Consider the following 13,671-nt stretch of genomic DNA (forward strand, 5'->3'; position numbering starts at 1 on the left):
ATCGGACTTAATTCACTAAATCAAAACAGATTACCCGAATTTTAAGGCTCTGAGAATTAAAAATTCATTTTGGTCTGCACGGGTGGGCGTGAATTTTCAAAGGATTTTGCCTGAAACAGACCGGCCGCAGCACTGATGCCGATGCCGGAGCCTGAGCTGACGGAACAGTCCTCCTCTCCCCTACCCTATCGGTGTGATGACAGCTGAATTTCGTGTCACCTCAAGTCTGACAAGCGATGAACAGACGAGCGGCACATTGTGGTCCACGTGGCCCACCGGAATTCCATAGGCCACTGGATAAGAATAGTCAGCCACAATGCGGCTGATCATCTCCTCCATCGACGCCGACCCGCGGTCTGGAGCATAATCCGTAAAACGGCCCACCACCAGTCCGGCCAGATGACCGAGCACTCCGCTCAGGCGCAAAGTGTAGAGAATCCGCTCCACCTTATATATAGGTTCGGCAATGTCTTCGATGAAGAGAATGCGTCCGGGCCTTATGACATCAAACGGAGTGCTGAGCAGTCCGGCTATCACAGCGAGATTGCCACCCACCAGAAGACCTTCGGCTTCGCCGGGCCGGTTGAGCGGATGGCCGCCCGCACGCAGATCAGGCATGGCGCCTGAAAGAATTTCGAAAAGCCGGCGGGAATCCGTGTCGCGTCCGCGGTTCTCCGAAATGTGTTTCGTCATCGGAGCGTGGACTGACTTTATGCCGTGGCGGGTCATCAGGGCATGAAGAGCCGAGATGTCACTGTAGCCCACTATCCATTTCGGATCATCGCGCAGCGGCAGGCGGTCGAGCCGGTCGAGAAGATGGACCACGCCGTAGCCTCCGCGCGAGCAGATGATGGCGCGGGTGTCAGGATCGAGCAAAGCCGCTTCAAGGTCGGCATAACGCTCGTCATCCGTTCCGGCAAAAGTGCCGAAGCGGCCGAAAGTATTTTTGCCTACATAGGGCACCCACCCGCAGTCGGCAAGCACCGGAAGAGAATTGTAGACCACCTGCGGCTTGATGATTCCGGCGGGCGAGACTATTGCCACACGGTCGCCGTGGCGCAGCGGTCGCGGAGTCAGTATCGGGCGTTCCTCTGTCATGCTACCTGTACTTTTATGTCTGTGGCCAGGCTTATGCGCCGGGCAATTTCTTCAAGTTCCTCGCGCGACACCTTCTCAAGTCCCTGGGCCGGAGTCTGACGGTCGATCGAATAGATCATTATCTCGCGGGGCTGAATTCGCCGATAAGCCTCGATGAGCGCATCGACCTCTTCCGGAGTGGTATTGTCAATCCTGACACCCTCGTATTCGCCACGCAGAAACATGGTCTGGACTATGCACTGCCCTTTGAAACGGCAGAGCAGGTCGATGGCCTTTTCCGAGGTAAACGACGGCTGTGTAGGGCGGTCAATGGCGCGCATTGTCGCCGTAAGGGCCGAATCGAGTTTCAGAATATTGTTGTCGACTTTGCGCAGAGCCTCCTCCACATCGTGGCGGTCAAGGCGCGTGGAGTTGCTCAGTACACTGACTCTGGCCGACGGATAATAGCGGTCGCGCAGGCGCAGAGTGTCATCAATCACCCCTCCGAAATCAGGGTGGAGAGTAGGCTCGCCGTTGCCTGAGAAAGTGATCACATCAAGCGGTTCGCCGGCTTCGCTCATGTTTCTGAGGCGCGATTCGAGCAGGCGTGCCACCCGTTCGCGTGGCGCGAAACCGGTGGTTCCGGGGCCCTGGGCATTGAAACCGGCCTCGCAGTAGAGGCAGTCGAATGTGCATATCTTTCCATCGTCAGGAGTCAGATTGACCCCCAACGAAACGCCGAGCCGCCGCGATCTGATAGGCCCGAAAATAGTAGAGTGAAAGAGTACGGTCTGCATATCTTTTCTTAGAGATTATTCAGAAACTGAAATCATATTGACTTCATGTTTCTTTAAAACAAAATTAAGCAATTTTCGTCTCCTATCCGAAGAATTCAGCCTAAAAATCGCCATGCACCCCTGCAAAATGCAACAGAGAAGGCACGCCATCCGGAGCGGTAAATCGGCAGCTGACCCTGGAAAAACCAGCCCTGTCATCAAAAAACAAGCCGGCAGAGAATCTCCACCGGCTCTTTTATCGAGAAAAACTCCGTCAGATCAGACGGTCAGAATTTCTTTTTCCTTAGCAGCAAAAAGATCGTCAATCTTTTTGAGATACTTGTCATGAAGCTTCTGCACATCATTTTCAGCATCCTTCTCGACATCCTCGCTCATGCCCTGCTTCACGGCCTTTTTCAGACCTTCTATAGCATCGCGGCGGGCGTTGCGCACGCTCACTTTGGCATTCTCAGCCTCGCCTTTCGACTGCTTCACCAGCGCACGGCGGCGTTCTTCAGTCAGCGGTGGGATGGAAAGACGGATGACTTCTCCGTTGTTTTCAGGCATGATGCCGATCTCAGAGTTGATGATAGCTTTCTCAATCTCCTTGAACATGGCCTTTTCCCAGGGAGTGATGGTGATTGTACGGGCGTCAGGAACAGCCACGTTTGCAACCTGCGACACGGGCACATTGCTGCCGTAGTAGCTCACACGCACTGCGTCAAGAATCTTCGGATTGGCTTTGCCGGCACGGATATGGGCCAGCGATTCGTCAAGATAAGCCACGGCCATCTCCATTTTTTCTTCGGCCGGATTAAGGTAATCAGAGGGTTCCATAAAAGGGATGTATTTATTGGTTATTTCTGTTTCTAAAAACAATCGGTTTCACGGGGCCGGTCAGCTCTCATAAGGCAGACTCAGACCATCACAGGCGCGGGTCAGTAGACAAGAGTGCCGATGTTCTCGCCGCTGATGACCTTGAGAAGATTGCCCGGAGTGTCCATGTCGAACACAACGATGGGCAGATGGTTCTCCTTGCAGAGAGCGGTTGCCGTGAGGTCCATGACCTTGAGACCGCGGTTATAGACCTCGTCATAGGAAATCTTGTCAAACTTGACGGCAGCAGGATCTTTTTCGGGATCGGCCGTATAGATTCCGTCCACGCGGGTGCCTTTGAGCATCACGTCGGCCTCAACCTCGATGCCGCGCAGGGCGCTTCCGGTGTCAGTGGTGAAAAACGGATTGCCTGTGCCGCCGGCTATGATGGCCACTTCGCCGCGCTGAAGAGCCTCGATGGCCACACGATTTGAATAGTAGTCGCCGATAGGATACATGTTAAGGGCTGTAAGCACTTTTGCAGGCTGTCCGATAGATTCAAGAGCCGATGAAAGTGCCAGCGAATTGATCACCGTGGCGAGCATTCCCATCTGGTCGCCCTTGACACGGTTGAAACCTTTGGCAGCTCCTGAAAGACCGCGGAAAATATTGCCACCGCCTATGACGATGGCCACCTGAACACCCATAGAGCAGATCTCCATGATCTGTGACGCATATTCCGAAAGACGCTCGGTGTCTATCCCGTAGCCCTGCTTTCCCATGAGCGACTCGCCGCTGAGTTTAAGCAGCACTCTTTTGTATTTTGCTTCCATTTCCTTGTGCTTATATATAATATATGTGTCTGATGATCTTGTTTCAACAAAGGTAAGGATTATTCCTTTAAAAAATGACAATTCCATTTCAAAAGTCACACAATTCTGTTACAAATTTCTCAAATTTTGCAAAATCTCAGTATATTTGCTCCCGGATTTCATATCACTATCCTTCTCTCCGCATAACTATTTTGCAATCGTAAACACAACAGAAACAAAGAGTGACCCCTTCTATATTAATTGTGGACAATGACAGCGGCATCACCTCTCTGCTGATGGAAAATCTTCAGAGCGAGGGTTATGATGTCACGGCCGTAGGGCAGGCAGAAGATGCTTTGACTCTTCCGCTTGACACCTTTCAGCTTGTCATTTCAGAAGTGGTGCTTCCGGGAGAAATAGACGGTCTTGAACTGCTCGAACGCATGAAAGAAGACCGTATGACCCAACACGTTCCACTGATGTTCTGCACCGTCCGCGATGGCGAGCGCGACATCATAGCAGGGCTCAACGCCGGTGCCGACGATTACATCATCAAACCCTTCTCGCTGCGCGAGTTCATGGCCAGAATCCGCTCAGTGCTCCGCCGCCACCGCAATTTCGCACCCGCCGCCACCCAGCGCACCATTGAATACCGCACCCTGATCCTCAACATCGACTCGCGCACACTGATAATCGACGGCGAAACCCTGGCCCTCTCACCTACCGAATTTTCCATTCTGACACTGCTCATGCGCTCGCGCAACAAGCTCTTCCCGCGCGAAGACATCTTCTCATCCACTTGGCCCGGCGAAGAGATGACCAACCCGCGCCTTGTCGATGTCAACATCTCACGCCTGCGCAAAAAACTCGGATCCTACGGACAGCACATAGTCAACCGTTCGGGTCTCGGCTACGGTTTCATGGATTCGATATGAAAAAACTTTCATCACCACTGCCCTCCTCCACCACTCCGTTCATTCTCGAAGCAGGCTGCGATGAAGCCGGGCGCGGATGCCTGGCCGGACCCGTTTTCGCAGCTGCCGTAATTCTTCCCGACGGATATTCAAACCCGCTGCTCAACGATTCGAAAAAACTCACCGAAAAGCAGCGCGAGGAACTGCGTCCCATCATAGAACGTGATGCCATAGCCTGGGCCGTTGCCTCGGTTGACCATGAGGAAATAGACCGCATCAACATTCTCAACGCCTCGATCCTCGCCATGCACCGCGCCCTGGATTCGCTTGAGGTTACGCCGGGCGGAATCGCCGTTGACGGCAACCGTTTCAAACCATACCGCGACATAGCCCACGTGACCGTGGTCAAAGGCGATGCGAAATACGGCAACATAGCCGCGGCCTCGATCCTCGCCAAGACCCACCGCGACGAATTCATGCGTGATGCCGCCGCCTGCTATCCGGGCTATAACTGGGAAATCAACAAAGGTTATCCGACACGTGACCATCGCGAGGCCATCGCCGCCATTGGCCCGTCGCCCATCCACCGCATGACCTTCCGCCTGCTCCCCGACTCTGAGGAAAAGCCTACGAAGTCACCGAAAGCCGTCAGAGCGAAAAAATCAGGAAAGGCCTGACACAATAGCCGATCTTCAGAGATAGAGTTCCACTCCTAAAGGTGGTTTAAAAACAACCTCTTATAAAACACAAAAGCCATCCTTCAGCAGGATGACTTTTTTATTTTTCTTGCAGCCGTGTAGGCAAGCAGTTCAGCTCTGTATGACTGGCGGGATATCTCTCTCCCGACTTTTCCTTCAAAAATACCTCCGCAGTTCACAAACGTTTTCAAGAAAGCCTTCATCCCGTGAAGAAACGGAGAGAGAAACCCGATTTCCTCATCTTTGGCAGCAAGCACCTTGGCCTTCATCTTGGCATGGGAATTTATGACGGCCTCATACTGCTGCGGGGTGTCGCAGCGATAATGGAGAATATCTCCGTCAAGGAGCGCCGGACGCACCGAATCGCGGAAAATCACCACCTCTGAAACGTCGCGCAGGTTCCAGTTTGCATAACGCTTGTCAAACAAACGTATCTGCCTGTCGGGATACCAGCCGCAGTGTCTTACCGGAAAACCGCAGTAGAAATTCAGGCGCGCCACACTGTAGACCCTATGGCTGAAGCCTTCTTCTTTCAGACGCAGAATCGACTCCTGGAGGGCAGGCGAGAGCACCTCATCGGCATCAATCGAAAGCACATACTGGTGAGTGGTCAGCGATGTGGCATACTGGCGCTGCGCACCGAAACCGTCAAATTTCCTGACACTGATCCGGCATCCGTAGCGGCTGCATATGTCGACCGTGCGGTCTGTCGAGCCTGAATCCACCACTATTATCTCATCAGCTATCCCGCGCAGCGATTCCAGACAAGCACCTATGCGCTTCTCTTCATTAAAGGCAAGAATAGTAGCTGAAATTTTTTTCATTGTGTATAATAATATGACAATGTCTGACGTTTGCTAATACTGAGACAGCAAAAGTCTTGACACACGACGTTACAAATGTAGAACAAATAATTTATTTATTCAAAACTCTTTTTTTCAACTTGGTTCAAAGAATCTGAAAAAGGAGCAAAAAGTTACCCAAAACGCCCTATTAACAATAATTAACTATCGGGGGGGTAGTTTTAATAGATTATTTGTAATTTTGTTACTACTATAACGTCAGAAGGCTTATAGCTACTATCAAAGCAACGCATAACACAAAGTCAACTAAAAAAGTTAGGTTAAGGGAATAGAGAGACCGTGAGGTTTCTCTATTTTCTTTATATCCCTGCATGAGGCTTATTGCAATTTTGGAAAATTTGCCCGCGATTTTTCGGAAATCTCAGGTCACCCCGGCAAGCATACGGCCTGTAAAAATACTAAAGAAGAAAAATAAAATAATTCTCCGCATACCGTGTATAATTGATCCCGAAGCAAAAGATCGTGATGGTAAACCGGTGTCCTCAACCGGACACCACATTTGTTTGAATGTCTTTTTCCCCCCGACGCCTGCGCGCTTTGCGCTGCGGTGTCGGGGGCTACGAATAAATCAGTGTCCTGCCGGACACCCGCCGACTGCAGGCCACCCGGAGCCTCGACATATCAGTCCTCACACATCTATGGTGACCCTCCGGAACGCGCCTTGCGGACACCCGCAGACCTGCGGATCTGTCCGGGTCACGCAGTGCGTACTGAAACCGGATGGTGATGTCAAGTACCCTTTAAAAAGAAGAACCGGATAATCAATTTTTCGGCCGGCCGGACTGGAATCAGACTCCGCTGAAGGCTTGGTCAGGGGAAGTAAAAGAGGGATATAAAAGAAGACTGAAAAAGGAGGCTTCACGGAGTTATTAACAATGTTCAAAACTATGTTGAAAACTGTAAATAACATTTCAATGACTTTTTAAAGAATAGGCTTGCATATCTGAAAGCATGGACGATATAATACTTCCGGCTCACATTCAAAATAAGTTATCATAAATCTATCAAGCGGTTTTCAAGCCCCTTTTCAACAAAAAACCATTGTAAATCCCATGAAAAGTTTTTAACTTTGCACATTATTAACACGATGTTAATAACTAAATTAAACCACTGATTTATCGAGGTTTTATATGTTGATAACATTGTAACTAATGTAAATAGGACTTCAATAACCCATATATGCAAGAAATAGGCTGAAAAGTTATTCTACTTTTTAACATCCATCATATTTCTTCTTAATGAGTTTTTGGGAAAATTTTTTTCTTCAAAATAAAAAACCAATAAATAAATGAATGTTGAAAAAGGGTTCGTGGATGCTCCGGTTGATCCTTCAGTCGATCTCGTAGCCGAGATAAAAAGACTCAAGAAAGAAAAGAACGCCGTGGTCCTCGCGCACTATTATACTATCGGAGAAATTCAGGACCTCGCTGATTTCATAGGCGACTCTCTGGCTCTCGCACGGATCGCCGAAAAACTCGACAATGACATCATCGTCATGTGTGGCGTTCACTTCATGGGCGAGACTGTCAAGATACTCTGCCCTGACAAAAAAGTATTGGTACCCGATCTCAACGCCGGCTGCTCGCTCGCCGACAGCTGCCCTGCTCCTGAACTGGAAAAATTCATCGAAGAGCATCCCGGCCACACCGTGATCAGCTACGTCAACACTTCGGCTGCCGTGAAGGCTCTGACTGATATCGTGGTCACTTCCGGCAACGCGATGGATATTGTCAATTCCCTCCCCGCCGACGAGAAGATCATCTTCGGGCCGGACCGCAATCTCGGAAACTACATAAATTCGCAGACCGGACGCGAGATGATTCTCTGGGACGGTGCCTGCCACGTCCATGAACAGTTCTCGCTTGAAAAGATTCTCGAACTCAAAAAGCAGCATCCCGAAGCGAAAGTACTCGTGCATCCCGAATGTCCGAAACCGATCCGCCTTGTGGCTGACAAGGTAGGTTCGACCGCTGTCCTGCTCAAGTGGGCCGAGGAATGCGAATTCGACAGCTTTATCGTGGCCACCGAAAGCGGCATCCTACATGAGATGCGCCGCCGCTGTCCGCAGAAGACCTTCATCCCCGCTCCTCCCGCCGACTCTACCTGCGCCTGCAACGACTGCTCGTTCATGAAGCTCAACACTCTTCAGAAACTCTATAACACTCTGCGCTATGAACTGCCTGAAGTGACAGTCGACCCGGCCATCATCGACCGTGCACGCCGTCCGATCACACGGATGCTTGAAATAAAATAATTCCCCACCAACCGAATCATGGAATACAATCATAAAGATATTGAATCACGCTGGCAGAACTACTGGCGTGAAAACAAGGTCTACAAGACTGAGATCGACAAATCGCGTCCGAAATACTATGTGCTTGACATGTTTCCCTATCCGTCGGGGGCCGGTCTGCACGTTGGACATCCCTTGGGCTACATCGCCTCTGACATCTACTCGCGCTACAAGCGCCTGCAGGGCTTCAATGTGCTCCATCCTATGGGATACGATGCCTACGGTCTCCCCGCAGAGCAGTATGCCATCCAGACCGGACAGCACCCTGAGAAAACCACTACCGATAACATTGCCCGCTACCGTCAGCAGCTCGACCGCATAGGATTCTGCTATGACTGGGACCGCGAGGTGCGCACCTGCGACCCGAAATTCTACAAGTGGACCCAGTGGGCTTTCATGAAGATGGTGGAAAGCTACTATGACACCAAGCTTGACAAAGCGCAGCCCATTTCGAAACTCGTGGCCCATTTCGAGGAAAAAGGCTCCGAAGGCATCCATGCCGCATGTTCGGAAGAACTCCGTTTCACTGCCGACCGGTGGAAAGCGATGAGCGAGAAAGAGAAGAGCGACACCCTCATGAACTACCGCATTGCCTATCTCGGCAACACGATGGTCAACTGGTGTCCGCAACTCGGCACCGTACTCGCCAATGACGAGGTCAGCGAAGGTCTTTCGATCCGCGGCGGTTATCCGGTGGAACAGAAACTGATGTATCAGTGGTGTCTGCGCGTATCAGCCTACGCCCAGCGCCTCCTCGACGACCTCGACGGTCTCGACTGGACTGATTCGCTGAAAGAGACCCAGCGCAACTGGATAGGCCGTTCGGAAGGTGCCGAAATGCGTTTCAAAGTGGCCGGTTCGGATCTCGAACTTGAAATCTTCACTACCCGCGCCGACACTGTGTTCGGAGTTACCTTCATGGTGCTTGCGCCTGAAAGCGATTATGTAGACATGGTCACCACCGCCGAACAGCGCAAGGCCGTCGACGAATATCTCGACAGCACCAAGCACAAGACCGAGCGCGAACGCATGATCGACAAGAAAGTCTCTGGTGTCTTCTCAGGCTCATATGCCGTGAATCCTCTGACCGGAAAGGAAATTCCTATCTATATAAGCGACTACGTGCTTGCAGGCTACGGCACAGGTGCCATCATGGCCGTACCGGCCCATGACAGCCGCGACTACGCCTTTGCACGTCATTTTGATCTGCCCGTCATACCTCTGATAGAGGGCTGTGACGTTTCCGAGCAGAGCTTCGAGGCCAAGAGCGGCAAGATGATGAACAGCTCAAACGGCGAATTCTCGCTTGACGGTCTTGAAGTGCCTGAAGCCATCGCCGCCACCAAGCGCTACATAGCCGAGAAAGGCCTTGGCCGCGTCAAGGTCAACTATCGTCTGCGCGACGCCATTTTCAGCCGTCAGCGCTACTGGGGCGAACCATTCCCCGTATACTATAAAGATGGAATACCCCACCTGATGCCTGAATCGGCCCTGCCGCTGCTGCTGCCGGAGGTTGACAAGTATCTCCCCACCGAGACCGGCGAGCCGCCGCTGGGTCGCGCCAAGAACTGGGTAACCTCCGAAGGCTATCCCATCGAGCTTAACACCATGCCCGGTTTCGCAGGTTCTTCGGCCTACTATCTGCGCTATATGGACCCGGACAATAACGAAGCACTCGTGAGCCGCGAGGCCGATGAATACTGGCGCAATGTAGACCTCTACATCGGCGGTACCGAACACGCCACCGGTCACCTCATCTATTCGCGTTTCTGGAACAAGTTCCTCTATGACCTCGGTCATGTTGTAGAGCCCGAACCGTTCAAAAAGCTCATCAACCAGGGCATGATCCAGGGCCGCACAAGCTTTGTCTACCGCATCAAAGACACCAATACATTTGTGTCTCTCGGCCTTAAGGACCAGTATGACACCACCGCGATCCGCGTGGATGTCAACCGCGTCAGCAACGATGTGCTCGATATCGAAGCCTTCCGCGCATGGCGTCCGGAGTTCAAGGATGCTGAATTCATACTTGAAGACGGAAAATACATCTGCGGCTGGGCTGTAGAGAAGATGTCGAAATCAATGTTCAATGTGGTCAATCCCGATGACATTGTGGAGCGCTACGGAGCAGACACGCTGCGTCTATATGAAATGTTCCTCGGCCCGATCGAGCAGAGCAAGCCCTGGGACACCAACGGCATTGACGGCGTCAACCGTTTCATCAAGAAACTCTGGGCTCTCTACTTCAAGGGCGACAACTGCCTTGTGGATGACAGCAAGCCCTCGGCAGAAGCTCTCAAGGCCGTCCACAAGCTCATCAAGAAGGTGACAGCTGACATAGAGAACTTCTCTTACAATACATCAGTGGCCGCATTCATGATCTGTGTCAACGAGCTTTCGGCCTGCAAGTGTCACAGCCGCGAGGTGCTCGAACCTCTGGCAGTAGTGCTCGCACCCTTCGCTCCCCACGTGGCCGAAGAACTCTGGCACAGCGCCCTCGGCCATGACACCACCGTCAACGATGCCCGCTGGCCTGAATGGAACGAGGAATATCTCAAGGAAAACACCGCAAATTATGCCGTTTCCTTCAACGGTAAGGCGCGTTTCACCATCCAGGTACCTGCTGACCTTCCAAAGGACGAAGTCGAGAAACTGGCCCTTGAAAATGAATCCTCGGCCAAGTGGCTCGAAGGGAAGACTGTCAAGAAGATCATCGTAGTCCCCAACAAGATCGTCAACATCGTCATCGGCTGATAAAGCCTGACAAAATTTACTAATAAAAAGCGACAGATGGAATCCCGTATCGGAAACGGTGTTCCATCTGTCGCTTTTTATTTCTCCTGTTCTGATTTATTCCATTCCTTTGAGGAGATCTGGGCGGAGGAGACGGGTGCGGGCGAGGGCCTGCTCGTGTTTCCAGTCGTCGATCTTTGCAGCATGGCCTGAGAGAAGTATGTCAGGCACACGCCAGCCCTTGTATTCTGCCGGGCGGGTGTAGACGGGAGGAGCGAGAAGATTGTCCTGATACGAATCGCTCAGGGCGCTTTGTTCATCGCCAATGGCACCGGGGATCAGACGGATTATGGCATCGGCTATGACCACTGCCGGAATCTCGCCTCCGGTCAGCACATAGTCGCCTATCGAGATTTCTTTCGTGATGAGATGTTCGCGGATACGGTAGTCTATACCTTTGTAGTGGCCGCAGAGAATGATGAGGTTCTGCGACAGCGAGAGGGTGTTGGCCATCGGCTGGTCAAACTGTTCGCCGTCAGGCGATGTGAATATAACCTCGTCATAGTCACGCTGCGATTTCAGGTGGGCTATGGCGCGGTCTACCGGTTCGATCTGCATTACCATTCCTGCTTCGCCTCCGAAGGGGTAGTCATCGACCTTGCGGTGCTTGTTTGTGGTGTATTCACGCAGATTGTGGACCACTATTTCGCACAGTCCTTTGTCTTGCGCGCGTTTTAGAATCGAGCAGTTGAGAGGCGATTCGATCATTTCGGGGAGAACGGTGAGTATGTCTATTCTCATTTTCAGTTACAATTTGCTTTTTATGCGCCAGGGGGCGGGATAGAGGTTATTGGAGCGGCGTCCGAGGTTTTTGACAAAACCGAGCGGACGGCCTGAATATCTGAGCAGCACGAAGCCGCAGGGAGTGTCGTCAGGCAGCGTCACGGCATCGCCGCTGAGGTATGCCAGGGCCTCGTCACGGTTGATATCGGCTGTAGGAAATGCCGACTGCGAGAGAAGCGGGGAGAGTGCAAGCGGCTGGGAGGGTATCAGGTCGCGGCCTTTTACGGTGGCAAGCGGAATGCCTTCGTGGATCACGTCGATCTCTCCTTTGAGCTTACCGAGCAAATCCATATGGGCGGCAGGGAAGGCGCTTATGCGGTCGTTCTCAGCATAGAGTGTGACTTTCTCAGCCCATAGGCTGTCAATCCATCCGGAGGCTTCTTTTGGTATCTGTGTACGGCCGGATTTTCCTTTGCCTTTGGCTTTCTGATGTCTGGCCGGAGTGTCGGGGGAGAATGGTTTCCACTCCCCTTCCTTGCGGACCACAGCTACAAAGAGTCCCTCGCCTTTGAGTCTGTCGGGCATGAAGCGGTAGCAGTGGTGAGGTGTGGAGATGCCTGGAGCTATACCCCACTCCGGATCGACGTCTACGGCCACGCTTTCAGCACCGAGTTCTTCGATTATGCGTGAGACCATCTCCTCGTTTTCGAGACGGTTGAAAGTACAGGTGCTGTAGATTAGAAAACCGCCGGGTTTCAGTGAGGGCCAGAGGTTGGATATGATCATCCACTGGCGTTCGGCACATTCGCTGACAAGACCTTCCGACCATTGGGCTATGGCTTCGGGATCTTTCCGCATCATGCCTTCGCCTGAGCAGGGCACATCGGCTATGATCATGTCAAAACTGTTTTTGAGCCTGCGGAAGGCTGCTGTGTCGCCGCGGGTCACAACGGTGAATGGCGACGACCATTTGATGAGGTTCTCGCGCAGCACAGCCGCACGTGAGGGCACATACTCGTTGGCCACCGTCAGCGAACCTTCCGGCAGAGAGTCTATCGCGGCTGTGGTTTTGCCTCCTGGGGCGGCGCAGGAGTCGAGCACCCGCAGCGGCAGTCCGGAATCTTTGCAAAGTTGGCTGACCACATGGCTGTGGAACATCGAGGAGGCCTCCTGCACATAGTATCCGCCCTGATGAAGCAGCGGGTCGAAGGTGAAACGCGGACGCCGGTCAAGATAGAAGCCGTTGCGGCACCAGGGCACTTCAGCGCAGATCTCAGGCACTTCAGCGGCGCTTACATTTTTAGAGGCGTTGAGTCTGACTGACACGCAGGGCTCGCCCTCGGCGAGAGCATCGCCAAGCTGCGTCAGATTCATTTCTTTAAGTTTTTCGAGGAATATCTCAGGCAGAATGCGTCGGTCCATCGGAAGGCAGGTTAAGAGGGTGTGGCGCGCCGGAGTGGTCGGCCCTCATAGCGTTCGAATTTCTCGATCCACTCTTCGGAGATAGGTACCGAGGTGTTGGTGCGGATGTCGAAGCCCGACATTATGGTGCGGCAGGTGCATTTGACCTGACCGGTTTTGACAGCGCGTACACGCTGTTCGATCATCAGACTCTTTTCGCCAATCGAAACCACTCCGGTCTCCACCTCGATCTCTTCGTGGAAGAAGGTCGGGGCACAGAAGTTGGCGTTGATATTAACGATCACCACCCCCATTTTCCTGATGTCTACCTCACCGCCGTTGACCGCCTCGAAATAGCGTGCTTTGGCGAGATCCATGAAGGTAAGATAGACACTGTTGTTGAGATGTCCGAGCATGTCGATGTCATTGAATCGCATCTGCAGGGGCATCCGGTGGCGATAATTTTCTATGACAGATTCACAATAGTTTGAGCTCATTTGTCAGA

At 52.3% G+C, this 13,671-nt stretch carries 12 protein-coding genes; 4 read left to right on the forward strand and 8 right to left on the reverse strand.

Going from position 1 to position 13,671, the window contains the following annotated elements; genetic code table 11:
* Window positions 1–180: 180 nt before the first annotated feature.
* From FDZ78_RS06870 to pyrH, 4 genes are all read right to left on the reverse strand, one after another.
* Window positions 181–1,098, reverse strand: a complete 918-nt coding sequence (locus FDZ78_RS06870; RefSeq protein ID WP_136408293.1) for an LD-carboxypeptidase — start codon at window positions 1,096–1,098, stop codon at window positions 181–183.
* Window positions 1,095–1,874 (reverse strand): radical SAM protein, encoded by a 780-nt coding sequence (locus tag FDZ78_RS06875; RefSeq protein WP_123398734.1) that lies wholly within the window; start codon window positions 1,872–1,874, stop codon window positions 1,095–1,097. The genes FDZ78_RS06870 and FDZ78_RS06875 overlap by 4 nt, the downstream gene beginning before the upstream one ends.
* Before the next feature lie 258 nt (window positions 1,875–2,132).
* Window positions 2,133–2,690: a ribosome recycling factor gene (gene frr / locus FDZ78_RS06880; protein WP_107032026.1), complete on the reverse strand. Its 558-nt coding sequence runs from the start codon at window positions 2,688–2,690 to the stop codon at window positions 2,133–2,135.
* Between the two features lie 101 nt (window positions 2,691–2,791).
* Window positions 2,792–3,502 carry a UMP kinase gene (gene pyrH, locus FDZ78_RS06885; RefSeq protein WP_107032093.1) on the reverse strand — a complete coding sequence of 237 codons (711 nt, stop codon included), beginning with the start codon at window positions 3,500–3,502 and terminating at the stop codon, window positions 2,792–2,794.
* A 242-nt stretch (window positions 3,503–3,744) separates the two neighbouring features.
* Here pyrH and FDZ78_RS06890 point away from each other — a divergent pair, with 242 nt between their 5' ends.
* Together FDZ78_RS06890 and FDZ78_RS06895 are read left to right on the forward strand one after the other, a co-directional pair.
* Window positions 3,745–4,416, forward strand: coding sequence for a response regulator transcription factor (locus tag FDZ78_RS06890; RefSeq protein ID WP_136408294.1), 672 nt, complete (start codon window positions 3,745–3,747; stop codon window positions 4,414–4,416).
* Complete coding sequence (locus tag FDZ78_RS06895; RefSeq protein WP_136408295.1) at window positions 4,413–5,072, forward strand: ribonuclease HII; 660 nt, start codon at window positions 4,413–4,415, stop codon at window positions 5,070–5,072. The genes FDZ78_RS06890 and FDZ78_RS06895 overlap by 4 nt, the downstream gene beginning before the upstream one ends.
* An 83-nt stretch (window positions 5,073–5,155) precedes the next feature.
* Here FDZ78_RS06895 and FDZ78_RS06900 read toward each other — a convergent pair whose 3' ends face one another.
* The gene (locus FDZ78_RS06900; protein WP_136408296.1) at window positions 5,156–5,917 is read right to left on the reverse strand and encodes a glycosyltransferase family 2 protein; all 762 of its coding nucleotides are present in this window, start codon (window positions 5,915–5,917) and stop codon (window positions 5,156–5,158) included.
* A gap of 1,327 nt (window positions 5,918–7,244) precedes the next feature.
* Between FDZ78_RS06900 and nadA the strand changes: the two genes are divergently transcribed.
* Together nadA and leuS are read left to right on the forward strand one after the other, a co-directional pair.
* On the forward strand, window positions 7,245–8,210 hold the full coding sequence (gene nadA, locus FDZ78_RS06905) for a quinolinate synthase NadA (RefSeq protein WP_136408297.1): 966 nt from the start codon (window positions 7,245–7,247) through the stop codon (window positions 8,208–8,210).
* 18 nt (window positions 8,211–8,228) lie between these two features.
* Window positions 8,229–11,003: a leucine--tRNA ligase gene (gene leuS / locus FDZ78_RS06910; RefSeq protein ID WP_123398730.1), complete on the forward strand. Its 2,775-nt coding sequence runs from the start codon at window positions 8,229–8,231 to the stop codon at window positions 11,001–11,003.
* Between the two features lie 96 nt (window positions 11,004–11,099).
* On the opposite strand, the gene trmD is transcribed toward leuS, so the two are convergent.
* From trmD to FDZ78_RS06925, 3 genes are read right to left on the reverse strand one after another with little or no spacing between them, the layout of a single operon-like run.
* Entirely contained in the window at window positions 11,100–11,783 is a 684-nt protein-coding gene (gene trmD / locus FDZ78_RS06915; RefSeq protein ID WP_107033362.1) for a tRNA (guanosine(37)-N1)-methyltransferase TrmD, read from the reverse strand.
* 6 nt (window positions 11,784–11,789) lie between these two features.
* Entirely contained in the window at window positions 11,790–13,187 is a 1,398-nt protein-coding gene (locus FDZ78_RS06920) for a hypothetical protein (protein WP_136408298.1), read from the reverse strand.
* A gap of 11 nt (window positions 13,188–13,198) precedes the next feature.
* A complete protein-coding gene (locus FDZ78_RS06925) occupies window positions 13,199–13,663 on the reverse strand; it encodes a thioesterase family protein (protein WP_107033360.1) in 465 nt (154 codons plus the stop codon).
* Window positions 13,664–13,671: the final 8 nt, after the last annotated feature.

This window comes from Duncaniella sp. B8, assembly GCF_005304985.1.
GTDB lineage: Bacteria > Bacteroidota > Bacteroidia > Bacteroidales > Muribaculaceae > Duncaniella > Duncaniella muris.

What these genes read in the sequence shown, in the direction of transcription:
- leuS (WP_123398730.1), top strand. Translation starts at nt 8,229, where the DNA reads ATGGAATACAATCATAAAGATATTGAATCACGCTGGCAGAACTACTGG.
- FDZ78_RS06875 (WP_123398734.1), bottom strand. Translation starts at nt 1,874, where the DNA reads ATGCAGACCGTACTCTTTCACTCTACTATTTTCGGGCCTATCAGATCG.
- trmD (WP_107033362.1), bottom strand. Translation starts at nt 11,783, where the DNA reads ATGAGAATAGACATACTCACCGTTCTCCCCGAAATGATCGAATCGCCT.
- nadA (WP_136408297.1), top strand. Translation starts at nt 7,245, where the DNA reads ATGAATGTTGAAAAAGGGTTCGTGGATGCTCCGGTTGATCCTTCAGTC.
- FDZ78_RS06920 (WP_136408298.1), bottom strand. Translation starts at nt 13,187, where the DNA reads ATGGACCGACGCATTCTGCCTGAGATATTCCTCGAAAAACTTAAAGAA.
- FDZ78_RS06870 (WP_136408293.1), bottom strand. Translation starts at nt 1,098, where the DNA reads ATGACAGAGGAACGCCCGATACTGACTCCGCGACCGCTGCGCCACGGC.
- pyrH (WP_107032093.1), bottom strand. Translation starts at nt 3,502, where the DNA reads ATGGAAGCAAAATACAAAAGAGTGCTGCTTAAACTCAGCGGCGAGTCG.
- FDZ78_RS06925 (WP_107033360.1), bottom strand. Translation starts at nt 13,663, where the DNA reads ATGAGCTCAAACTATTGTGAATCTGTCATAGAAAATTATCGCCACCGG.
- FDZ78_RS06895 (WP_136408295.1), top strand. Translation starts at nt 4,413, where the DNA reads ATGAAAAAACTTTCATCACCACTGCCCTCCTCCACCACTCCGTTCATT.
- FDZ78_RS06900 (WP_136408296.1), bottom strand. Translation starts at nt 5,917, where the DNA reads ATGAAAAAAATTTCAGCTACTATTCTTGCCTTTAATGAAGAGAAGCGC.
- frr (WP_107032026.1), bottom strand. Translation starts at nt 2,690, where the DNA reads ATGGAACCCTCTGATTACCTTAATCCGGCCGAAGAAAAAATGGAGATG.